At 69.2% G+C, this 23,220-nt stretch carries 19 protein-coding genes; 11 read left to right on the forward strand and 8 right to left on the reverse strand.

Annotation, left to right across the window (positions count from 1 at the left end):
- Positions 1–9: 9 nt before the first annotated feature.
- A complete protein-coding gene (locus ACIBH2_RS15250) occupies positions 10–1,431 on the reverse strand; it encodes a PLP-dependent aminotransferase family protein (RefSeq protein WP_397117712.1) in 1,422 nt (473 codons plus the stop codon).
- A gap of 72 nt (positions 1,432–1,503) precedes the next feature.
- Between ACIBH2_RS15250 and ACIBH2_RS15255 the strand changes: the two genes are divergently transcribed.
- Positions 1,504–2,223, forward strand: coding sequence for a pyridoxamine 5'-phosphate oxidase family protein (locus ACIBH2_RS15255; protein WP_397117714.1), 720 nt, complete (start codon positions 1,504–1,506; stop codon positions 2,221–2,223).
- Between the two features lie 39 nt (positions 2,224–2,262).
- Here ACIBH2_RS15255 and ACIBH2_RS15260 read toward each other — a convergent pair whose 3' ends face one another.
- Positions 2,263–3,555: a hypothetical protein gene (locus ACIBH2_RS15260; RefSeq protein WP_397117716.1), complete on the reverse strand. Its 1,293-nt coding sequence runs from the start codon at positions 3,553–3,555 to the stop codon at positions 2,263–2,265.
- A gap of 66 nt (positions 3,556–3,621) precedes the next feature.
- Positions 3,622–4,383, reverse strand: coding sequence for a crotonase/enoyl-CoA hydratase family protein (locus ACIBH2_RS15265; RefSeq protein ID WP_397117718.1), 762 nt, complete (start codon positions 4,381–4,383; stop codon positions 3,622–3,624).
- Positions 4,384–4,448: 65 nt separating this feature from the next.
- On the opposite strand from ACIBH2_RS15265, the gene ACIBH2_RS15270 reads away from it, so the two are divergent.
- Both ACIBH2_RS15270 and ACIBH2_RS15275 read left to right on the forward strand, forming a co-directional pair.
- On the forward strand, positions 4,449–5,063 hold the full coding sequence (locus ACIBH2_RS15270) for a TetR/AcrR family transcriptional regulator (protein ID WP_397117720.1): 615 nt from the start codon (positions 4,449–4,451) through the stop codon (positions 5,061–5,063).
- Between the two features lie 35 nt (positions 5,064–5,098).
- Entirely contained in the window at positions 5,099–6,721 is a 1,623-nt protein-coding gene (locus tag ACIBH2_RS15275; protein ID WP_397117722.1) for an acyl-CoA dehydrogenase family protein, read from the forward strand.
- Positions 6,722–6,778: 57 nt separating this feature from the next.
- Here the strand turns inward: ACIBH2_RS15275 and ACIBH2_RS15280 are convergent, their stop codons facing one another.
- Both ACIBH2_RS15280 and ACIBH2_RS15285 read right to left on the reverse strand, forming a co-directional pair.
- Entirely contained in the window at positions 6,779–6,970 is a 192-nt protein-coding gene (locus ACIBH2_RS15280; protein WP_397117724.1) for a helix-hairpin-helix domain-containing protein, read from the reverse strand.
- A gap of 9 nt (positions 6,971–6,979) precedes the next feature.
- Complete coding sequence (locus tag ACIBH2_RS15285; protein WP_397117726.1) at positions 6,980–7,396, reverse strand: STAS domain-containing protein; 417 nt, start codon at positions 7,394–7,396, stop codon at positions 6,980–6,982.
- A gap of 211 nt (positions 7,397–7,607) precedes the next feature.
- Here ACIBH2_RS15285 and ACIBH2_RS15290 point away from each other — a divergent pair, with 211 nt between their 5' ends.
- The 4 genes from ACIBH2_RS15290 to ACIBH2_RS15305 all read left to right on the forward strand — a co-directional run bounded on the left by ACIBH2_RS15290 (position 7,608) and on the right by ACIBH2_RS15305 (position 13,034).
- On the forward strand, positions 7,608–8,351 hold the full coding sequence (locus tag ACIBH2_RS15290) for an ANTAR domain-containing protein (protein ID WP_397117728.1): 744 nt from the start codon (positions 7,608–7,610) through the stop codon (positions 8,349–8,351).
- Between the two features lie 77 nt (positions 8,352–8,428).
- Complete coding sequence (locus ACIBH2_RS15295) at positions 8,429–9,808, forward strand: DUF1731 domain-containing protein (RefSeq protein WP_397117730.1); 1,380 nt, start codon at positions 8,429–8,431, stop codon at positions 9,806–9,808.
- A gap of 97 nt (positions 9,809–9,905) precedes the next feature.
- The gene (locus ACIBH2_RS15300; protein WP_397117732.1) at positions 9,906–10,256 is read left to right on the forward strand and encodes a DoxX family protein; all 351 of its coding nucleotides are present in this window, start codon (positions 9,906–9,908) and stop codon (positions 10,254–10,256) included.
- Positions 10,257–10,349: 93 nt separating this feature from the next.
- Complete coding sequence (locus tag ACIBH2_RS15305; RefSeq protein ID WP_397117734.1) at positions 10,350–13,034, forward strand: AAA family ATPase; 2,685 nt, start codon at positions 10,350–10,352, stop codon at positions 13,032–13,034.
- On the opposite strand, the gene pgi is transcribed toward ACIBH2_RS15305, so the two are convergent.
- Complete coding sequence (gene pgi / locus ACIBH2_RS15310) at positions 13,035–14,672, reverse strand: glucose-6-phosphate isomerase (protein ID WP_397117736.1); 1,638 nt, start codon at positions 14,670–14,672, stop codon at positions 13,035–13,037.
- Between the two features lie 140 nt (positions 14,673–14,812).
- Here pgi and ACIBH2_RS15315 point away from each other — a divergent pair, with 140 nt between their 5' ends.
- Positions 14,813–16,264: an NAD-dependent succinate-semialdehyde dehydrogenase gene (locus ACIBH2_RS15315; RefSeq protein WP_397117738.1), complete on the forward strand. Its 1,452-nt coding sequence runs from the start codon at positions 14,813–14,815 to the stop codon at positions 16,262–16,264.
- A gap of 242 nt (positions 16,265–16,506) precedes the next feature.
- Here the strand turns inward: ACIBH2_RS15315 and ACIBH2_RS15320 are convergent, their stop codons facing one another.
- Entirely contained in the window at positions 16,507–16,812 is a 306-nt protein-coding gene (locus ACIBH2_RS15320) for a chorismate mutase (protein WP_397117740.1), read from the reverse strand.
- Between the two features lie 334 nt (positions 16,813–17,146).
- Here ACIBH2_RS15320 and pcrA point away from each other — a divergent pair, with 334 nt between their 5' ends.
- Positions 17,147–19,579 (forward strand): DNA helicase PcrA, encoded by a 2,433-nt coding sequence (gene pcrA / locus ACIBH2_RS15325; protein WP_397117742.1) that lies wholly within the window; start codon positions 17,147–17,149, stop codon positions 19,577–19,579.
- Between the two features lie 49 nt (positions 19,580–19,628).
- Here the strand turns inward: pcrA and asnB are convergent, their stop codons facing one another.
- A complete protein-coding gene (gene asnB / locus ACIBH2_RS15330) occupies positions 19,629–21,473 on the reverse strand; it encodes an asparagine synthase (glutamine-hydrolyzing) (RefSeq protein WP_397117744.1) in 1,845 nt (614 codons plus the stop codon).
- A gap of 71 nt (positions 21,474–21,544) precedes the next feature.
- Between asnB and ACIBH2_RS15335 the strand changes: the two genes are divergently transcribed.
- Both ACIBH2_RS15335 and ACIBH2_RS15340 read left to right on the forward strand, forming a co-directional pair.
- Complete coding sequence (locus ACIBH2_RS15335) at positions 21,545–22,147, forward strand: TetR/AcrR family transcriptional regulator (RefSeq protein WP_397117746.1); 603 nt, start codon at positions 21,545–21,547, stop codon at positions 22,145–22,147.
- Positions 22,148–22,213: 66 nt separating this feature from the next.
- A complete protein-coding gene (locus tag ACIBH2_RS15340) occupies positions 22,214–23,203 on the forward strand; it encodes an aldo/keto reductase (protein ID WP_397117748.1) in 990 nt (329 codons plus the stop codon).
- Positions 23,204–23,220: the final 17 nt, after the last annotated feature.

Here is a 23,220-nt window from a genome sequence, read left to right on the forward strand (position 1 = left end):
GCGGTCATGCTACGCGCGGGCCAGACACTCCCCGGCTACGCGGGCCGCCGCGGCCAGGTCGGCGCGAGGTAGCGCGGCATATCCGAGGGCGATGCCGTAGGTGTGTCGCCGACCCAGGTGATGCCGGGCCAGCCCGTCGAGGTAGACCCCGCGCTCCCGGGCCGCGGCGATGACGCGCTGTTCCGCGGCCGCGTTCGGCAACGGCGCGACCAGATGGGATCCGGCGGCATCGCCCAGGACGGGCAGGCCGTGGCGGTCGAGTTCGGCCATGACGATCGCGCGCCGCCGCGGCATGACGCGGCGGACCCGGCGCAGGTGGCGGGCCAGATCGCCGTGCCGGGCGAATTCGGCCAGCACCATCTGGCCCGCCGGAGCAGGGCCGGTGCCGGTGCGCTCGCGATAGGCGAGCACGGCGGCGGTCACCTCGGGTGGGCCGACCAGCCAGCCGATACCGAGGGTGGGGGAGAGGATCTTGCTGGTGGTGCCCAGATGCACCACCACATCCGGGGCGAGGGTGGCGAGCAGGGGCAAAGGGGCGGTGTCGTAGCGCAATTCACCGTCGTAGTCGTCCTCGATCACCAAAGCTCCCGTACGGCGGACGAATTCGACCAACTCGACGCGCCGAGCTGCGGGCATCCGCGCTCCGAGCGGAAACTGGTGCGCCGGAGTGCAATACACGGCCTGGACATCCGCTGGGATGCGATCGACCCGCAATCCGTCCGCGTCCAGCGGTATCGGAACGAGTTCGACGCCCGCCGCCTGGAACGCGCCCGCCGCGCGTAGATACCCGGGGTCCTCGATGGCCACCCGGTCGCCCGGTCGCAATAGCGCCGCCGCGAATTCGCCCACCGCCGAACTGGTTCCGGAGGTGGCGAGCAGTTCGGTCTCGCTGTCGGCGCTCAGGCCGCGATGGCGCAGCAGATGCTCCACCACGGCGGCCCGGTACTCCGGATCACCGCCACGCGCCTTCACCGCCAAGGGCATCCGATCCGAGGCCGCCCGCCAGGCCCGCCGCCACGCCGCGCGGTCGATGGCCTCCACGCACGGGGACCCCGGCGACAGATCCAGCAGTGCCGGGGCGGTTTTCGGTGCGACAGCCGCCGCGGCGTGTTCCGGTACCGGTTGCGGCGCGGCCGTCAGGTACGTCCCCGACCCGTGGCGACCCGACAGCCAGCCCTCCGCGTGCAATTGCTCGTACGCGGCCGTCACCACCGTGCGGCTCACGCCGAGCCGGGCGGCCAGCTCCCGCGACGACGGCACCCGATCGCCACCGCGCAGCCACCCGGCCGCCGCGGCGGCCCGCAACCCCTCGGCGACCTGGACCGCCAGCGGTTCGGCGGCGCTGCGGTCCACCACGAAGGGGATGTCCTCGGTCAGGGCCGGATCCGAGGTCCGTCGCGTGCTCGGGCGGCGGGCCGGGGCAGCGGTCATGAGAAGTGGTCTTTCGTTCTGGAGCGGAAATGGCTATTTGGCAATGCCACTTGGTGCGCCAGAGTAGTCGGCATGAGCGAGTACGGCGAGTCAGCAACGACCACGGCCGGGTCCGACCGGACCCCGCTGTCCCCGACCCCGCGCAGTACGGTGACGCGGTCCAAGGAGCGCGCCCGCACCGATCGCGCCGACCTGGACGCCGTCCTCGACGCGACCTTCCTCTGTCACCTCGGTGTCGTCCTGGACGGCGCGCCCGTGGTGATTCCGACCATCTACGGCCGCGACGGCGACACGCTCTACCTGCACGGCTCCACCGGCGCGGGCAATCTGCGCGCCGCGCTCACCGGCCCGGTCTCGGTGGCGGTGACGCTGGTGGACGGGATCGTCTACGCCCGCTCCGCCATGCACTTCTCCGCCAACTACCGCTCGGCGGTCGTGCACGGCCGCCCGGTCGAGGTGACCGATCCGCAGCGGCGGCTGCACGCGCTGCGGGTGATCACCGAACGGGCCGCGCCCGGCGCGTGGCCCACCGTCCGACCGCCGCACAAGAAGGAGCTCGCCGCCACCATGGTGCTGGCGCTGGATCTGACGGAGGCGTCGGTGAAGGTCCGCGCCGGTGACCCGCGCGACGATGCCGCCGATATCGCCGCCGGTACCGCCTGGGCGGGTGTACTGCCGCTGCACCAGGTCTGGGGCGAGCCGATACCCTCGGCCGACCTGGCTCCCGGAATCGAGGTCCCCGACCATGTTCGGGCGCGTGCCGCGGAAACCGCCGAGCCCGCCCTGCGCTAGCCGAACGGTCGAATCACATTCCTGGCGACCGTATTTCGACTACCACGGCGTCGGGTCGAGCCCAAGGCCGGTCAGGGTGTCGAGGGCCAGTGCACGCAAGTCCGCCGCGGTCGTGATCGCGTCGGGGTCGAGGCTCACCAGCGACAGTGAATAACTGTCGGCGATCCGGGTGAGATACCCGGACAGCCGCGTCCGCGGCAGCCGCTCGACGCTCAGCCCCGGATGGATGGCGCGCGCGGCCACGCCGGTGCACGCGTGCGGGCCGAGCGACAGCAGGGAATCCGGGAGCGTTCCGATATTGGAGCACAGGATGTCTCGTTCCCCCGCGCCCCGGGCCAGCCGGTGGGCCCAGCGGTCCGGAATCACCTGGAGCAGCTCCTCGGGCAGGCCGCCGGGACTGGACATGCGGTGCTCGTAGGCGGTGCGGGCCTTGCGGCGAATGGTGGCGGGGGTGTCGTCGCGAACGATCTGGATCTCGGTCATGGAAAGGTCGTTGTCGACCCGCGGCTCGTCCCGGGTGTCCACCGGCAGGCTGGCGGAGATCCGGTCGTGCGGAAAACCGGTGGCCCACAGCATATTCGCCATGGTGTGCACGAACAGGCTGTTGGCGGTGCCGCCGTGGGACACCGCGATCCGGGTCCACTCGCGAGCCGGGATCTGGAGCACCGCGCTGTGGGTGGCACGGTGCGGAGTCGCGGCCGTGGTGGCGGACGGCTCGGCACGGCGGCCGCTGTGTGGAATCGCGTCGTGGACAAGCGCCTTTCGAGGAGGCGGCGCTTTCGGGCGCGTCGGAATGCCCTGCCGCAGCGCGCGAATCGTACCGCCGAGCACCGTGGACCACTGCCGCCGCGCGTCCGCCCAATCCGAATGCGGTGCGACGGGAGCCGCCAGCGGTGTGCCCGCCAGGGCATTGTCGATTGCGAGGGTCAGCGCGCGGCCGTCGGCCAGCGCGTGCGAACAGGTCAGTGCCACAACGCAACCGCCGTCGTCGAGCGGTGCGGCCGAGAGCCGCCAGCCCGGCCCGACCTCGGGATCGAGGTCATGGCCCTGGGCGTCGGCCCAATCCAGCAGGGCCGCGGCCGGAACGTTCTCGTCGGCCAGGGCGAGCGGATGCGCCCCGCCGTTCACCTGCCAGCGCGGCCGCGCACCCGGAATCCGGCTGCGCACCACCCGGCGACCGAGCGGCCCGGTGCGCAGCGCCTCGTGCACGGCCCGCAGCAGGGCCGGATCGACCCGTTCGGCGGTACGCCACATACCCTGCAGAGCGATCGGGGTACCCATGCCGCGATGCGCCCGCAGGAATATCTCGTCCACCACGGTCAGCCGGTTCATTGCAGGGCAGCGTACCGATTGGTCCAGTAATCCACCCAGTCCAGTGCGGCGACGGCGCGTGGCTCGTCAGGCGGGGCGGCCGCCGCGCCCGGCACCGGCGGCGAAGCGCTGGGCTCCGTCGAGCGCGCCGTCCATCAGCGCCTTCATGCCGTGGCGCAATTCGTTGCTGATCGCGGCCGGTTCCTCCATGCCGTCCTGCTCCAGCACCGACATGCGGTCCGAGCGCAGACAGGTCTGGGGGAGCGCGGCCAGCTGGCGGCCGAGTTCCTCTGCGACCCGGCGCGATTCGCCCGGCGGCACCACCTGGGTGACCAGGCCCATCTGCAGCGCCTCGGCCGCGCCGACCGCGCGGCCGGTGAGAATGAGATCCATGGCGCGGCCGGTGCCGATGATGCGGGGCAGCCGCACCGTTCCGCCGTCGATCAGCGGCACGCCCCAGCGGCGGCAGAAGACGCCGAAGGTGCTGTCCTGCTCCGCGATTCGCAGATCGCACCAGAGCGCGAGTTCGAAGCCGCCCGCCACGGCATAGCCGGAGACGGCGGCGATGACGGGTTTGGACAGCTTCATGCGGGTGGGGCCCATGGGGCCGTCGCCGTCCTCGGTGACCTGGTTGGAGCGTTCGGTGCCAAGCGATTTCAGGTCCGCGCCCGCGCAGAAGGTGCCGCCCTCACCCCACAGCACGGCGACCGCGGCCTCCGGATCGGCATCGAATCCCCGGAAGGCGTCGGCCAGGGCGGCGGCGGTCGGCCCATCGACCGCGTTGCGCGCTTCGGGGCGGTGCAGGATGACGGTGTAGACCGGACCGTCGCGTTCCACTCGTACGCTCACAAGGCCGACCATACGCCGTATATCCGGCCTTGCGTCAAGAAATGAATTCATGATTCACTTCTTTCGTGGCCTACCGCAGAACCCCCGCTGTGCAGGCCCGCCTCGACGCTCAGGCCGGGTCGATCGTGCGGGCCGCCATGAAGGTGCTCTCCGAACAGGGCTTCGCCGGACTGTCCATGGCGGCCGTGGCGGCCGAGGCCGGAGTCGCCACCGGCACGGTGTACAAGAACTTCAGCGGCAAGGCCGAATTGGTGACCGCGGTCTTCCGCGAGGTGGTCACCCGCGAGGTCGCCGCCGTGGCCGATGCCAGCGCCGAGGGCGGGGCCGTGCAGCGGGTCACCGCCGCCGTCGAAACCTTCGCCGGGCGCGCGCTCAAGAATCCCAAACTGGCCTACGTGCTGCTGGCCGAGCCGGTGGACAATGCCGTCGACACCGAGCGACTGCGCTTCCGCCGCGCCTTCGCCGACACCTTCGAAACCGCCGTCGCCGACGGTGTGGCCAATGGTCAACTGCCGCCGCAGAATCCGCGCATCAGCGCGACGGCGCTGGTCGGCGCGATCGGCGAGGTGCTGGTCGGCCCGCTGGCCGAACAACTGCAGACCGAGACGGTCATGCCGGAGCTGGTCGCCTTCACCCTGCGGGCGCTGGGTCTGCCCGCCAGCGCCCCGGACCCGTCCTAGACATCGCCGGTCCCATCCCGGAAACAGGAGTTCCCATGCACACCCACGACGTGTTCAACCAGGCACCGGAGATCGTGCCGTTCGACAACTCCCGCAACCCCGCCCTCCTCGAGGGCCTGCACCGTGAGGGCGCGGGCTGGGCCGAGGACGAGGTGCGCGCACTCGGCCTGCTCGCCGGTGGCGCGCAGGCCCAGGAGTGGGGCCGAATGGCCAATGACCACCCGCCGGTGCTGCACACCCACGACCGCTACGGCCACCGCGTAGACGAGGTGGAATTCCACCCCCATTGGCACAACCTCATGGATATCGCCGTCGCGCACGGATTGCACGGCACGCCGTGGCAGGAGGACCGGCCCGGTGCGCATGTCGCCCGCGCCGCCAAGTTCTACACCTGGGGTATCGCCGACGCCGGGCACATGTGCCCGATCTCCATGACCTACGCGGTGATTCCGGCGCTGCGGCACAACAAGGAGCTCGCCGACCGCTACGAACCGCTGCTGGCCTCCCGCGTCTACGACTACGGTCTGCGCGAACCGTCCACCAAGGCCGGTCTCATCGCGGGCATGTCCATGACCGAGAAGCAGGGCGGCTCCGACGTCCGCGCCAATACCACCACGGCCACACCGCAATCCGATGGCACGTACCGCATTGTCGGCCACAAGTGGTTCACCTCCGCGCCCATGTCGGATATGTTCCTCACCCTGGCCCAGGCCCCGGGCGGCCTGTCCTGCTTCCTGCTGCCGCGCGTGCTGCCCGACGGATCGCGCAATCCCCTTCGGCTGCAACGGCTCAAGGACAAGCTGGGCAACAAGTCCAACGCATCCTCGGAGATCGAGTACGAGAACGCCACCGGCTGGCTGGTCGGCGCGGAGGGCGCGGGCGTCAAGACCATCATCGAGATGGTCAATATGACCCGGCTCGACTGCGTGATCGGCTCGGCCACCGGTATGCGCGCCGGGGTGGTCCACGCCGTGCACCACGCTCGCCATCGAAAAGCCTTCGGGGCCAATCTGATCGACCAGCCCGCCATGCGCAATGTGCTGGCCGACCTGGTGGTGGAGTCCGAGGCCGCCACCACCGTGATGATGCGGTTGGCGGGCGCCACCGATCGCGCCGCCATCGACCCCGCGGAGGCGTCGCTGCGCCGTATCGCCTTGGCGGTCACCAAGTACTGGGTGTGCAAGCGCGCGCCCGCCCATGCCGCCGAAGCCCTGGAATGCTTGGGCGGCAACGGATATGTCGAGGAGTCCGGTATGCCTCGGCTGTATCGCGAAGCCCCGCTCATGTCCATCTGGGAGGGCTCGGGCAATGTGGCGGCGCTGGATGCCCTGCGCGCCATGGGCCGTCAGCCGGAGACGGTGGAGGCATTCTTCACCGAGGTGTCGCTGGCGCGCGGCGCGAACGCGCATCTGGACGCGGCCATCGACCGAATCGGCAAGGAGCTCACCGATCTCTCCGATATCGAGTACCGCGCGCGGCGCGTGGTCGAACTCATGGCGCTCACCTTGCAGGGCGCACAACTGGTGCGGCACGGCAATCAAGCCGTGGCGGATGCCTTCTGCGCCACCCGATTCGGCGGCGACTGGGGAATCGCCTTCGGCACGCTGCCGACCGGAATCGACACCGAGGCCATTCTCGAACGGGCGTACGTGCACTGACGGTGCGACGCCCGCGCGCGTTCCGACAGCGGCGACCCGGATCGAACGGATCCGGACCTAGCCGAGGTCGAGTCCGCGTTCCCGCAGGGACTCGCGCAGCACGCGAATGGCCTTGGGCCCCACGCCGTGCAGGGTGAGCAGGTCTTTCTCGGGAACGCCCGCCAGTTGGTCGAGGCTGTCGTACCCGGCGTTGCCCAGTGCGCGGGCGGCCACCTGGCCGATGGCGCGCGGCAGTGTCGACTCGGTCATATCCGGAGCTTAGGTGTGGCGGCCGACAGTTCGCAGCGCCGTGTCGATATCGGGGAATCGGGGTATGTCCAGGCCGACGACCGAGAGATGCCAGGCGACCACCTCGGGAACATCGGTGAGGCACAGCGTCTGGCCGAGTGAGCCGCACAGGCTTTGGGTGTCGACGAGGACGTGTATTCCGGCGGAGCCGAGAAAACCCAAGTGCGCGAGGTTCGCGATGACGGCGCTGCCCGGTGCCGCGGCGGACGCGGCGACCTCCAAAGCCGCACGCCACTCGCCCGCGGTGTTCAGGTCCACGTCACCCTCGATATCGACGACGGTCGCACCCGGGTAGGCGCGGTGTCGAGTGCGCAGGCTGGCCGCGCCCAGAGTCGGTCGTTCGGAGTTGGCGATGCGCCCGGGGGCACGCCTTTTGTGAAGGGGCATTCCGGTCCTCCCTTTCGTGCCGATGAATGGGAGACGACGGTGCCCCTTCTTGACAGCCGAGTCGTCCGCGAATCGCGTTGCTTCGAATCGTATTACCCGCTATGCCATCCGCAAACGGAATTTCGGATTCCGGGACGCGGGGCATGGCTACCATTGGGTTAGCTCAACCCGAATGGACTTGCGCCACACTTTCGAAGAAGTGGTCTTGCCAATGAGTGAAACGCGACCGGATCCATTGCTCAGGCTCGGCGTCACATCCGAGGCGCTGCGAGCACTACGGCGCATTTTCGCGGTGGAGGAACCACTGGACGACGTGCTGGCCCGCATTGCCGAGACCGCCTTGCACGCTGTTCCGGATGCGGACGCCGTCACCATCACCGTCACCAGCGGCGCCAACTCGCGCACCGCCGCCTGCACCGACGACCGGGTTCTCGTCTTGGACCGCACCCAGTACGAATCCGACCGCGGTCCCTGCCTCGAATCGGCGCGCACCCACCGCGCCGTCCGCGCGGAGATTGGCAAACACCGCGAACGCTGGCCGGAATTCGACACGGTCGCCGCAGGTTTGGGCGTCCGTTCCTATCTGTCGGTTCCCCTGATGGAGGATCTGGACGATGACACGGAATTTGTGGGTTCGCTGAATACCTACAGCTACAACGCTTCCGCGTTCGATCCCTTCGACGAAGGACTCATGCGGCTGTACACCGTCACCGCTGGCCATGCCATTGTCAACGCCCGTCGGTGGCAACAGGCGCGCGAGACGGTCACCCAACTCGAGACGGCGCTCACCTCCCGCGCCGAAATCGATCAGGCGAAGGGTGCGCTCATGGCGATCCACGGCTGCGACGCGGACGAGGCCTTCGCCCGGCTGTCCGATCAGTCGCAGCGCACCAATACCAAACTGCACACCCTCGCCCGCGAACTCATCGAATCGCTGCGCGTCACGTCCGGCTGACTGCCCTCGTGGCGCGATACGGGTGAGAGCAAACCCACGCTTCCGGCCCGCCCGGGAACAGGTCTAGCGTTCGCGGTATGCCTCGTACAACGTCGTACAGCCAGTTCATCGCCCTTCCCGCCGCCCGGCTCTGGGCCGTGCTCGGCGATCCGGCGCGCTGGCCGGAATGGAATCCCGCCGTGCGGTCGGTGACACTGCGCGGGGAACCCGGCGTGGGGACCGAGGGCGACTACCTGCCGCGCGGCGCGGTGACCGGGGGTGTGCACGCGCGGTTCGCGCGGCCGTTCGCCGTCACCGCGTTCGTTCCGGAGCGGGAATTGGTGATCGAGCAGCCGGAACCGGCCGGGACCATGCGCATGGCGTGGAGCCTGACCGCGCGTGACGGCGGCACCGAGGTCACCCAGCGGCTCACCTTCGAGGGACCCTCGGCGGCGGTGATGCGGCGGGTGGTCGGCGGCCTCTTGGAGACCGATGCGCGGGTGTGCTTCGCGAGGCTGGCGCAACTGGCCGGAATCGAACCGGGTGCCGACGCGCTGTCGGTGGTGATCGCCGGTGGCAGTGGCGCGCTGGGGCAGCAGCTGGCCGCGGACCTGACCTGCCGAGGGCACCGGGTCACCATTCTCACCCGGCGCGAGGATGCCGACTCGCCGTTCGATCAGGTGCGCTGGGATGGACGCAGCGTCGGGGAATGGGTTGGCGCACTGCGCAATCCGGGTCGGACCGCGCTGATCAATCTGGCTGGAAAGCTGGTCGACGTACGGCCGACCGAACGTGAGATCAGCGAATTGCGCACCAGCCGAGTCGATTCCACCGCCGCGCTGGTGGCGGCCTCGAAAACCCTGGATCGGCCGATCGACTACTGGTTGCAGGCCAGTACCACCGCGATCTGGTCCGACGCGGGCGAAATCCGCTGTACCGAAAGCACTCCGCTGCCCATCGGGCTGCCGCAGATGACCGGGGTGGCCGAGCCCTGGGAGCGGGCTTTCGAGGGGGCCAATGCCCGGCACTGGACGATCCTGCGCACCTCCATCGTGCTCGATCCCACCGCGCCCGCGTTGCGGCGCCTGGTGGGGCTGACCAAGGCGGGATTGGGTGGTCGGATCGGCAACGGCAGGCAGTGGTTCAGCTGGATTCACGTGGAGGACTGGCTCGCGATCGCGCGGGCCGCCCTGGGCCTGGACCCCGATATCGCGCTGCCCGACGGCATTGTGGTGGCGGCCACCGATTTCCCGGTCCGCAACCGCGATCTCATGGCCGCGCTGCGTCGTCAGCTGCACCGCCCACCGGCCCTGCCGACGCCGGGGCTGGCGCTGAAGGTCGGGGCGGTATTCCTGCGCACCGACCCCGCTCTCGGGCTCACCGGCCGCCACGCCACGTCGGAGGTCTTGCGGCAGGCCGGTTTCCGGTTCCGCTATCCCACACTCGACGAGGCCCTGACCGACCTGCTGCCGAGCTGAGTCCATAACCGCTGGTTATGCGAAGGGGTATTGGACCGGTTCGACGGTCTGGCGGAGGCTGAAACCACTAGCCGCACACCGTTGGAAAGGCCCGAACATGCTGGTCGCCTTCATTGTCGTCACCGTGATCGCCATTGTGCTCAATGCGGCGGAGGCGGTCGCCAACTTCGCCCGCATCCCCTTCGTCAAGGCCAATGCCGCGGCGGTCGGCGTACCCGAGAGTTGGCTGCCCGCCCTCGGAGTGGCCAAGGGCGCGGGCGCGCTCGGACTCGCCGCCGGTCTGGCCGGGCTACAGCCCGTCGGTATCGCGGCGGCCGCCGGGCTGGTGCTGTTCTTCGTCTGCGCCCTGATCGCCCACATTCGCGCCAAGGTCTACTACAACATCGCCGGGCCGCTGCTGTTCCTCGGCTTCTCGATTGCCGCGCTGGCGTTGATGATCGCCCACTAGAGCAGTCGAACGCACAGCTGAGCGGGGCGGAATGTCTGATTCCCGCGTAATGTGCGTTTGCCGATTCCTGCCGGGCGCAATAGGTTGTCGCGTGTGCTGTACGGCCGCTCCACTGAAATGCAGCACATCGACAAGCTGCTCCGCGACGCGCGGGCGGGCCGCAGCGGTGCGCTGGTGATTGTCGCCGAATCCGGCGAGGGGAAATCCGCGCTGTTGCGCGCCGCCTCGGGTCGGGCGGGCGACGGGTGCCGAGTAATGCGCTGCACCGGTGTCGAAAGCCCCTGCGACGTGCCTTTCGCCGGGCTGCGACTGCTGCTGGGCGCGGCGGCGGATCGGCTCGACCGGCTGCCGGGGCCACAGCGACATGTCTTGGGCGCGGCCCTGGGGCAATGGCCCGCCGTCGGAGCGGACCGGTTCCTGCTCGGCGTGGCGGTCGTCTCGCTGCTGGCCGACCTCACCGCTGAGGGTCCGGTGCTGTGTCTCGTCGACGACGTGCACCGGCTGGATCGCCCCTCGGTGGACGCGCTGCTGTTCGCCGCGCGCAGACTCGGGGCGGAGGGCATTGCGATGCTCTTCGCCGCGGAGCCGGGATTCGACGGGCACGGGTTGCCCGAACTGCGGCCCGAGCCACTCGAGGAGTCGGCGGCGGCCGAACTTCTCATACGTTGTCGACCGGGGCTCGATGCGGTAATGCGGGAGCGCGTTCTGCGTGCGGCCGCTGGAAATCCGCTGGCACTCTTGGAGTTCGACCCGTCGGCGGATGCGGCACAGAGCGCGAGGCCGGGGGACACGACTCGGCGGCTGCTCTCCGTGTACGAGACTCGCATCGCGGCGATGGCCGAAACCGCCCGCGCCACACTGCTTGTCGCAGCATCGGCCGATACCTCGGATCGTGACTCTCTCCTGCGCGTGCTGCATCGCCTCGGGCACACCGGGGCCGCGCTCGCCGAGGCGGAATCGTCCCGCATGGTGACCCTCGCCGACGGTGCGATCACCTTCGCCCATCCGCTCCAGCGCCGCGCCGCCTACCATCGCGCCGCCCCCGCCGAGCGGCGTGCGGTGCACACCGCTTGGGCCGAAGAGCTCGTCGACGACCCGATACGCCGGGCCTGGCATCTCGCCGCCGCCGCGACCGGTCCCGACGAAACCCTCGCCGCCGCACTGGAAACCGCCGCAGCACAGGCCAGTGACCAGGGCGGTCATGCCAGCGCCGCCGCGGCCCTCGAACGCGCCGCCCAGCTCAGCCCCGCCCCGGCCGAACGGGCCCGCCGCATCACCCGCGCCGTGGAGACCGCCGCCGAGGCGGGACGCACCGACTACGCCCTGCGACTGGCGGACGCGGCCGAGCGGACGCTGCTGCGTCCGGCCGAGCGCGCCCGGGTGATCAGCGCGCGGGCGCTCATCGAATTCGAGTACGGCTCACCGAAGCACGCCCACCAGCTCATGCTGGCCGCCGCCGAACACCTCGCCGATATCGCGCCCGAGCGCGCCGCCTGGCTGCTCATCGAGGCGGGCCGAATAGCGTGGACGGCAGGCGATCTCGTGGACTTCCGGGTCGCGCACCACCGGCTGGCCGAACTGTCGCTGGGGCCGATGCGCGACGCGCTGCTCTCGACCCTGCGCGGGCCGCTGGTGATGCAGACCGGGGATCCGGTCACCGGTATCGCCATGATTCGCGCCAACGCGGTATTCGGCGATTCGGTGCCCCTCGAGATGATCTCGGTGCGCATGGCGTTGGCCGCGCAGTTGGCGCTCATCGGCGATATGCCCACGGCGCGAGCGCAATTGACCGAACTCGCCGCCGTGGTCTGCGCGCGTGGCATGGTCGGCTGGTATCCCGCCGTCGCCTGTTTCCTCGCCAATACCCAGCTCATACTGGGCGACTTCCGGGAAGCGGAAGTCGTCGCGACACAGGCGCTGCGCATCGCCGCCGATATCGGCCAGCCCAGTCGGGAAGCGGCCGCCGAGGCGCTGCTCGCCATGATCGCCGCCGTCCGCGGTGAGGATGCGCGCTGCCGGGAACTGACCGCACGCACGCTTCGGCAATCACCCGACGACGGCAATGCCATCGATATCACGCACTGTCATTGGGCATTGGCGCTGCTGGACCTCGGCCACGGCCGCCACCAACAGGCCCTCGACCGTTTGCGGACGCTCTACGAGCGGCCGAAACAGGCGCGCGGACATTGGGTCGACCTGCTGGCGGATCTGGTGGAGGCGGCCGCGCGACTCGGCCGCCCCGATCGCGCCGTCGCCGCCGTCGCCGAAATCGACACCTGGGCAGCGGCTCTGGACCTGCCGTGGGCCGAAGGGCTGGCACTGCGCTGCCGCGGCCTGCTCACCGGCGAGGGCGAACTGTACGCCAAGGCCATGACCCTGCACGCCACCGCCGACCGCTGGTACGACCACGCCCGGACCGCCCTGCTCTACGGCGAATGGCTACTGCGCGAGCAGCGCGCCAGCGAGGCCCGCGCGCCCCTGCGGCGCGCCCTCGAGACCTTCGACCGTCTCGGTGCGGCACCCTGGGCCGACCGTGCCCGCACCGGACTCCGCGCGGCAGGTGAGCGGGACGTACCCGAACCCGAGCCCGACGTCTTCGCCTGTCTCACACCGCAGGAGCGCCACGTCGTCCGCCTGGCGGCCACCGGGGCCACCGACGAGGACATCGCGGCGCAGCTGTTCCTCAGCGCGAAAACCGTTGGCCACCACGTGCATCGGGTGCTGCCGAAACTCGGGGTGGCCGACCGCGACGCGCTGGCCCGGCTGTTCCTGGACTGATCAGCGGTTGTCGCGGTACCAGCGGATCAGCGCGTCGGTGGAGGAATCCGCCTGCGGCTCAGGGTCTTCCGCCGAGGTCAACAGCGGCTCCAGGGCCAGCGCCTGCTGCTTGCCCAGCTCCACGCCCCACTGGTCGAAGCTGTCGATACCCCAGATCGCGCCCTCGGTGAACACCTGGTGCTCGTAGAGCGCGATGAGCTGACCCAACACCGACGGCGTCAGCTGCGGAGCCAGAATCGCGGTGGAGGGTCGGTTGCCCGGCATCACCTTGTGCGGCACCAGTTTCGGGTCCGTGCCCTCGGCGGCGATCTCCTCGGCCGTCTTGCCGAAGGCCAGCACCTTGGTCTGCGCGAACAGATTGCTCATGAGAATGTCGTGCATACTGCCGCTGCCGTCGAGGGTCGGCAGATCGTCGGTGGGACGGGCGAATCCGATGAAATCCGCCGGAACCAGCCGGGTGCCCTGATGCAGCAGCTGATAGAAGGCGTGCTGGCCGTTGGTGCCCGGCTCGCCCCAGAAGATCTCGCCGGTGGACGTGGTGACCGGAGTCCCGTCCGCGCGAACGGATTTCCCGTTCGATTCCATGGTCAGCTGCTGTAGATACGCCGGGAAGCGGGCCAGGTCGTTGGAGTAGGGCAGCACCGCCCGCGACTGCGCGCCGAAGAAGTTCGAGTACCAGACGCCGAGCAGACCGAGCAGCACCGGCGCGTTCTCGGCCAGCGGCGCGGTGCGGAAATGCTCGTCCACACGGTGCATTCCGTCCAGGAACTCCGCGAAACGCTCCTTGCCGATGGTGGCCATGACCGACAGGCCGATGGCGGAATCCACCGAGTACCGGCCGCCCACCCAATCCCAGAAGCCGAACATGTTCGCGGTGTCGATACCGAACTCCGACACCCGCTGGGCGTGGGTGGACACCGCGACGAAGTGCTTGGCCACCGCGTCGTCGCCCAGCGCGGCGGTCAGCCAGCGCCGCGCCGCCGTGGCATTGGTGAGCGTCTCCAAAGTCGAAAACGTCTTGGACGCCACGATGAACAACGTGGTCTCCGGATTGAGGCCCTGGAGATTGGCGACCAGATCGGCCGGGTCCACATTCGAGACGAAGCGCGCCGAGATACCGGCGTCCGCGTAGTGCCGCAGCGCTCGATACACCATGGCGGGACCCAGATCCGAGCCGCCGATACCGATGTTCACCACGGTCTCGATGCGCTCGCCGGTCGCGCCGCGCCACTGCCCCGACCGCAGCGCGTCGGTGAATTCGCCCATGCGCCCGAGGACTTCGTGCACCTGCGCCGTGGCGTCCGCGCCGTCGATCTCGACGCGCGCCGCCGCGGGCTCGCGCAGCGCCCAGTGCGCCACCGCCCGATCCTCGGAGGTATTGATGTGCCGCCCCGCGAACATGGCGTCGCGGCGCCGCTCCACTTCCGCCGTATGCGCCAATTCGACCAGCAGATCCAAGGTCTCGCGCGTCACGCGATGTTTGGAGTAGTCGATGCGCAGATCGCCGACCCGCACGACCAGCTCACGTCCGCGCTCGGGATCGTCGGCGAAGAACTCACGAAGATGACGGTCGGCCAGCGCCACATGATGATCGTGCAGTTTCCGCCAGGCCGCCGTCGCGGTGATGTCGCTGCTCACGTCCGCCGAGGTTACAACCCCCCGCTCCTACGCGCAGGTAACACCAGGTAAACCCGGGCCAGCCGACCGCACCGTCGGCGGCTCCGCCGGATTTGTCCGGACTACTCCAAGAGCATTCGAGACGAGCCTAGGCTGGCGTTATGGTGTCCGAAAGCGAACTACTCCAATCAGTTCCCACGCAGCTCTGGATCGGCGGACCGGTGGACGCCACCGGCGGCGCGACCTTCCCCGTGCACAATCCCGCGACCGGCGAAGTGCTCGTCGAGATCGCCGACGCGACGCCCGAGGACGGTGCGCGCGCCCTCGACGCGGCCGTGGCGGTACAGGCCGAGTGGGCCGCCACCCCGGCCCGCCAGCGCGGTGAGATCCTGCGCGCCGTGTACGAGGCGATCATGGACCGCGCCGAGGAGTTCGCGCTCCTCATGACCCTCGAAATGGGCAAGGCGCTGCCGGAGAGCCGCAACGAGGTGAAGTACGGAGCCGAGTTCTTCCGCTGGTTCAGCGAGGAGGCCGTGCGCATTCACGGCCGCTACCAGACCGCACCGGCGGGCACCGGCCGCATCATGGTGCACAAGCAGCCGGTCGGCCCGTGTCTGGCCATCACGCCCTGGAACTTCCCCTTGGCCATGGGTACCCGCAAGATCGGCCCGGCCCTGGCCGCGGGCTGCACCATGATCGTGAAACCGGCGAGCGAGACCCCGCTCACCATGCTGCTGCTCGCCAAGCTCTGCCATGAGGCCGGGCTGCCCGACGGCGTGCTGTCGGTCGTCACCACCAGCCGCTCCAGCGCCCTCACCTCGCCGCTGCTGGAGGATCCGCGCCTGCGCAAGCTCACCTTCACCGGCTCCACCCCGGTCGGCAAGAAGCTCGTCGAGTCCTCCGCGCACGGTCTGCTGCGCACCTCCATGGAGCTCGGCGGCAATGCCCCCTTCGTGGTCTTCGACGACGCCGATATCGACGCCGCGGTCCAGGGCGCGGTGCTGGCCAAGCTCCGCAACGGCGGCGAGGCGTGCACCGCGGCCAACCGTTTCCACGTCCAGAATTCGGTTCGCCAGGAATTCACCGAGAAATTGGTGGCGGCCATGGCCGAGTACAAGCTCGGCCCCGGCACCGAGGAGTCCACCACCCTCGGCCCGCTCGTCAACGAGAATCAGCTCGACACCGTCACCGAACTCGTCGACGACGCGGTCGCGGCGGGCGCGCAGGTGGCCCTGGGCGGCAAGGCTCCCGGTGGGCCCGGCTGGTTCTATCCGGCCACCGTCCTCACCGATATCCCGGCGCGGGCCCGCATCCTGCGCGAAGAGGTCTTCGGGCCCGTTGCCCCGATCGTCGGTTTCGATACCGAGGAAGAGGGCCTGGCCGCGGCCAACGACACCGAATTCGGTTTGGTCGCATACCTTTACACCCGCGACCTGGACCGCGCCCTGCGTGTCGCCGAGGGCCTGGAAACCGGCATGGTCGGCGTCAATCGCGGCGTCATCTCCGATCCGGCCGCCCCCTTCGGCGGTGTGAAGCAGTCCGGCTTCGGCCGCGAGGGCGGCTTCGAGGGCATCGAGGAGTACCTCAGCACGAAGTACATCGCCCTGTCCTGAACGTAAAGCGACCGCCCCGGGGTGAGAAATCACCCGGGGCGGCCTGGGGAACGCGGAGCTCGCCGAACTCAGAGCTCGATGAACGCCGCGAAGTCTTTCCGCTCGCTACGCCTCAGCACTCGTGATTCGCGGCCCGGCTCGGATCTGGACTGACCGGAGGGTGCGACGAAGGAGTGCCCGGAGGGAGGGAAGATTCGAGCTTGCAGGGCCGCGAATCCGCCGGAGCGAAGCGGAGGCAGATGTTAATGCCCGAGGCGGCCGCGGCCGAGGCGCAGCAGCAGCATGGCGAGGGTGTGGCCCTCCTGGCCCAGCTCACTGAAGCGTTCGAGGACCTTCATCTCCCGCGAATGCACCAGCTTGGGACCGCCATTGGCCATCCGGGTGCGGCCGATGAGGCGGGAGACCTCGGTGCGGCGTTTGATCGCGGCCAGGATCTCGGCGTCGAGCTTGTCGATTTCCTTGCGCAGCGTGTCGATCTCCGCCTCGGTGGGCAGAGCGGAGTCCGAGCCGGTGGCAGGCTTGTCTTGTCCCGTCGTCGAGATGCTCATACTTCTTCTCCTCGTGGTCAGAACGTCGATCGGCAGGCGGTCCCGACGCGTTACCAATCGGTTCTTTCACCATGACTGCAACTTGAATAGCCGACCTGGTCGGTTCTACATTGTCCCCCGAATGGGCGCACTCAGGTAACTGGTCTCACTGGAGCGCTGGTCACCTGGCCAGTGTGCCACGGGCCAGGGGCGAGTCAAAACGATTACGTTTGGAATCTCCTGAGAGTTTTGCCCGGGTACGGGTTCACTCGAAGTTCGCTCCACCAACACTATTCGGACACCTCCGGCGGCGGGATGGATGTCTGTCGGTGCCCGCCGGTAGCGTGGATGGGCGATGAACACGACGGTGGCTACGGTGGCTGAGGACGAACAGAAGACCGAGCGGTTGCTGGAGGGGCTGAACCCGCAGCAGCGCGCCGCGGTGGTGCACTCCGGTTCCCCCCTGCTGATCGTGGCGGGCGCGGGATCGGGCAAGACCGCGGTGCTGACCCGGCGCATCGCCTATCTGCTAGCCGCCCGAGGGGTGAGCCCCGGGCAGATTCTCGCCATCACCTTCACCAACAAGGCCGCCGCCGAGATGCGCGAGCGCGTCGGCGGACTGGTCGGCCCCCGCGCCGCCAGCATGTGGGTCTCCACCTTCCACTCCAGCTGCGTGCGGATTCTGCGCACCCAGGCCGGGCTGGTGCCGGGGCTGAACTCCAACTTCTCCATCTACGACGCCGACGATTCACGGCGGCTGCTCGCCATGATCGGCCGCGATTTCGATATCGACGCCAAGAAGTACACGCCGAGATTGCTGGCCACCGCCATCTCGAATCTGAAGAACGAGCTCATCGGCCCCGAGCAGGCCGCGGCCGACGCCGAGACCGACGACACCGAGCTGCCGCGCCTGGTCGCCCGGGTCTACGAGGAGTACCAGCGGCGGCTGCGCGCGGCCAATGCCCTGGACTTCGACGACCTCATCGGCGAGACCGTGGCAATCCTGCAGCGGCACCCCAATGTGGCCGAGTACTACCGGCGGCGGTTCCGGCACGTGCTGGTCGACGAGTATCAGGACACCAACCATGCGCAGTACACGCTGGTGCGCGAACTCGTCGGGCACCACCTCACCGCGGACTCCGAGGTGCCGCCCAGCGAACTGTGCGTGGTGGGCGACGCCGATCAGTCCATCTACGCCTTCCGCGGGGCCACCATTCGCAATATCGAGGAGTTCGAGCGCGACTTCCCGGATGCGGAAACCATTCTGCTGGAACAGAACTACCGCTCCACGCAGCATATTCTGGCCGCCGCCAACGCCGTCATCGCACGCAACGAGAACCGGCGCGAGAAGAAGCTGTGGACCGATCAGGGCGACGGTGAGCTGATCACCGGCTACGTCGCCGACAACGAACACGACGAGGCCTCGTTCGTGGCGCGCGAGATCGACAAGTTGGTCGACCAGGGCGATGCCAACTACGGCGATGTGGCGGTGTTCTACCGCACCAACAACAACTCCCGGGCGCTGGAGGAGATCTTCATTCGCATGGGGCTGCCCTACAAGGTGGTCGGCGGCGTGCGGTTCTACGAGCGTAAGGAGGTCCGCGATATCGTGGCCTACCTGCGCGTCCTGGAGAATCCGGACGACGCGGTGAGCCTGCGCCGCATTCTCAACACCCCGCGCCGGGGCATCGGCGATCGCGCCGAGGCCTGTGTGGCGGTGCACGCCGAGAACCGGGGCATCGGCTTCGCGCAGGCCCTGCGCGATGCCGCCGAGGGCAAGGTGGCGCTGCTCAACACTCGCTCGCAGCGCGCCATCGCCAATTTCGTGGAGCTGATGGAGGAGATCCGGGCCGCGGGCGTCCAGGACGATCTGGACTTCCCGGATGTGGGCAGCGTGGTCGAGGCCGTTCTCGATCGCACCGGCTACCGCGCCGAACTGGAGGCCTCCGACGATCCGCAGGACGGGGCGCGACTCGACAACCTCAATGAACTCGTCAGCGTCGCAAGGGAATTCAGCTCCGAGGCGCGCAACAATGTGGAGGCTGCCCGCGCCGAGGGGCTGTTGCCCGAGGCCGCCGAGGGCGAACCGGAACCCGGATCGCTGGCGGCGTTCCTGGAGCGCGTCTCGCTGGTCGCCGACTCCGACCAGATTCCGGACGAGGGTACGGGCGTGGTCACGTTGATGACCCTGCACACCGCCAAGGGTCTGGAATTCCCGGTCGTCTTCGTCACCGGGTGGGAGGACGGCCAGTTCCCGCATATGCGCGCCCTGGGCGATCCCACCGAACTGGCGGAGGAACGCCGCCTCGCCTATGTCGGCATCACCCGCGCCCGCAAACGCCTGTACCTGACCCGCGCCGTGGTGCGCTCGGGCTGGGGGCAGCCGGTCTCCAATCCGGAATCCCGCTTCCTGCAAGAGATTCCGGGTCACCTCATGGACTGGCGACGGCTGGAGCCCGCGCCCAAGCAGACGGGCGGATTCCGTCGTCGCGGTGACGACGAGGGCTTCGATCGGGACTGGACCCGGGGCGACGGCTGGAACGAACCCCGCCCCGGCGTGCGCGGCGAACGCCGCCCCGCGCCCTCGGCGACCACCGCCGCCGGAAAGCGCAACAACACCGGTCTGGTGCTGGCGGTCGGCGATCGGGTGAGCGACGACAAGTACGGCCTGGGTCGCGTGGTCGCCGCGGAGGGCTTCGGCGCTTTGGCCACGGTCACCATCGATTTCGGCACCGCCGGAAAGATCCGCCTCATCCCGCAGTACAGCCGCACCCTCATCAAGCTCTGACACCACGACAGCCCCGCCGCATCCTCGAGGCGGGGCTGTCGCGGCTCGGTCAGGCGAGGCGCAGTTCGGGATCGTGGCGATCGAGCCAGATCCCCAGATCCAGGAACTGCTCCAGCCCGACCCGGTCGGGCATGCCGAGATCGGCCGCCGGGCGGTCGACGAGTTTCGCCACCGCGTCGGCGTCGGCCAATTCCAGTACCCGACGGCCGGATTCGCCGGTGAGCACCGCCGCGGCCTGCTGCTGCAGCGCCGTCACATAGGCCAGGTCCTGCGTGAGCGGATAGTGCGACTTCACCCGCCGGACCACCGATTCCGGCAGCAGATCGGCGGTGGCCGCGCGCAGCAGACTCTTCTCCCGACCGTCGAAGGCGCGGATCGCCCACGGCACATTGTGGACGTACTCGACCAGCCGGTGATCGCAGAACGGCACCCGCACCTCGAGTCCGACGGCCATGCTCAGGCGGTCCTTGCGATCGAGCATGGCGCGCAGGAACCGGGTGAGATGCAGGTGTGAGACCTGCCGGGCGCGGGCGTCGAGCGCACTGTCGCCCGGTCGCGCCTCCACCTCGGCGAGCGCGGTCCGATACTGGTCGCGCACATAGGTTTCCAGGTCGAGCGCCCGCACCACCTCGGGGCGCAGCAAGCCCGTGCGTCGAGTCATCTCCACCGGCATGGCCGCCAGCCACGGGAAGGTGTCGGCGTCGCGCATCTCCGGGATATGGAACCAGCGGTAGCCCGCGAAGATCTCGTCGGCCGACTCCCCGGACAGCGCGACGGTCGACCGGGCGCGCACGGCGCGGGCCAGCAGGTACAGCGAGGCATCGCTGTCGCCCAGGCCGAGCGGCATATCGCGGGCCTCCACCACCGCCGCGCGCGTCTCGGGGGCGGCCAGCTCCGCGGTGTCCACCACGATGCGGTGGTATTCGGCCCGCACATGCTCCGCGACCTCGGCGGCGAAGGGCGAATCGAGGGTGGAGCGCCAGTCGTCGGCCACGAAATGCTCTTGCTGCTCGGCGAATTCGACGGTGCAGCTGCGCACCGTGCCACCGTCGGCGCCCAGCCGCGCGGCCGCCAGCGCCGTAATGGCCGAGGAGTCCAGACCGCCGGAGAGCAGGGTGCACAACGGCACATCCGCGACGAGCTGCCCGGCGACGCTCTCCTCGAGCAGGCCGCGCACGGTCGCGATGGTGGTGTCGCGGTCGTCGGTGTGATCGGCGGTCGGCAAACGCCAGTACCGATTCTCGCGAATACCGTTGCGGGACACGGTGACCACCGTGCCCGGCTCGACCTGCCGCATACCCTCCCAGAACGCCGTCCGGGTGTCGACGATCATGCTGAACAGCTCGCGCAGGCCGTCGACGCCGACCACCGGCCGGGCGAGCCGATTGGCCAGAATGGCCTTGGGCTCCGACCCGAACAGCACCCCGTCCGCGGTGGGCCACAGATACAGCGGTTTGATGCCGAGCCGGTCGCGGACGAGTACGAGGCGTTCGTCGCGCTCGTCCCAGATCGCGAAGGCGTACATGCCCGTGAGCTTGTCGGCCACCGCCTCGCCCCACTCCAGATAGCCGCGCAGCACCACCTCGGTGTCGGAGCGGCTGCGGAAGCGGTGCCCGCGGCGCACCAGGTCGGCGCGCAGTTCGGCGAAGTTGTAGCTCTCGCCCGAATACACCAGGGCGACAGTGCCGTTCGGCGTCTCGACGGTCATCGGCTGCGCGCCGCCCTCGATATCGATCACCGCGAGGCGGCGGTGTCCCAGCGCCGCGTGGTTCCGGATCCACAGGCCGCCCGCATCGGGCCCCCGTGCCGTCATGGTCGTCGTCATGGCCGTCGCGCTCTCGCGCTCGGCGCTCAGATCTCGGTCGTAGGAGACCCATCCCGTAATTCCGCACATGCCCCAAGTTTGAAGCGACTTCAAAAATAAAGCAACTGTAAATTTGTGCCGACTGTAGTACTCTTCCGCGTATGGGAGATGCCGAGGTCGGGCTGCGTGAACTCAAAAAGGAGCGGACGCGGCGCGCACTGCTGCGCGCCGCCTACCGCCTCTTCGACGACAAGGGCTACGACGGCACCACCATCACCGAGATCGCCAAGGCGGCGGAGGTCTCGCCCGGCACGTTCTTCAACTACTTCGGCACCAAGGAAGACCTGCTCTTCGCCGACCGCTCGCACATCGTCGAGGCGGGGCTACGCGAGTTGGGCGAACGTCACCCGGGGGAGACGCCGGGGGATATGGTGCTGCGCGCCTACGAGGCCATGCTCGCGGTGGAGCGCACCGGCGATCCGGACGGCGAACTGGGGCCGCACCGGGCGCGATTGGTGCTCACGGTGCCCGCGCTGCACGCCACCAGCCTGAAGCGACTGTTCGATGTGCAGCAGCGCATGGCGGTCGAACTGCACCGCACCTGCGCGGACGAACTCGACGAGATCGAGGCGGCCGTCATCGTCGGCGCGTTCACCGGCGCGGGCATCGCCGCCCTGCGCGCTGCCATCGAGGCGGAGCTGCCGCTCGAACCGGCGCTGCGCAGGGCGCTGGATTCGGTGGGCCGACGCTTCCACGGCTCGTAGGGGGACTCGTAGGGTGGCCCTACGGCGGCCTCCCTACGGGTGCGGCGGTCTCGCAGAGTGGTTCCCATGATGCGATACCGACTGTTCGGCCGAACCGGCCTGCGCGTGTCCGAGCTCGTCCTGGGCACCATGGCCCTGCGCGATGCCGACGAATACCGCCGCATTCTCGACACTTTCGCCGAGGCCGGAGGAAACTTCCTCGACACCGCCGCCTCCTACGGAACCAGTGAGGAGCTGCTCGGCTCCGTGCTCCAGGACCGAGACCGCTTCGTCATCGGCACGAAGTACACGCCCTCGCGCGATGCCAGCGACCCCAACGCCTCCGGCAATCACCGCAAGAATCTGGTGCACACCCTGGAGCAGAGCCTGCGGCGGCTGCGCACCGACTACATCGACGTGTACTGGGTGCACGTCTGGGACCGCTACACGCCCATCGAGGAGACGCTGCGCGCGCTCGACGATGTGGTGCGCTCGGGCAAGGTGCTGCACATCGGCATCTCCGACGCACCGGCCTGGGTGGTCGCGCAGGCCAATACCCTTGCGCAGCTGCGCGGTTCGACGCCGTTCGCGGGCCTTCAGGTGCCCTACAACCTGCTCTGGCGCGATGCCGAACGCGAACTGCTGCCCATGGCGGAGGCCTTCGGTATGAGCGTGACCGCGTGGGGACCGCTCGGGCAGGGCGTGCTCTCCGGTCGCGGCGGCAACCGCAACGATCCGGCCAAGCACACCGAACGTCAGCGCGCCGCCGCCGCGGCCGTCGGCAAGGTCGCGGCCGATATGGGTGTGCCCGCGGCGCATGTCGCCCTCGCCTGGACCCGGCACCGGTATGCGAACGTGCTGCCCATCGTCGGTGTCAGCACCGCCGCCCAACTCGCCGAGAATCTGGGCGCGGTCGAGGTCACGCTGTCGGAGGAGGCGGTCGAGGCGCTCGAGGCGGCCGCGCCCTTCGAGGTCGGCTTCCCCAGCGACTTCATCGCGGGGTGCGATACCGCGCCGGTCATCTACGGCGACACCGTATCTCGCTTCGATCCGAAGGGCTACGCGGCGCGGGCGTGAGAACACCGATGGGCGCG

The organism is Nocardia sp. NPDC050406 (genome assembly GCF_044459025.1).
Classification (GTDB): Bacteria; Actinomycetota; Actinomycetes; order Mycobacteriales; family Mycobacteriaceae; genus Nocardia.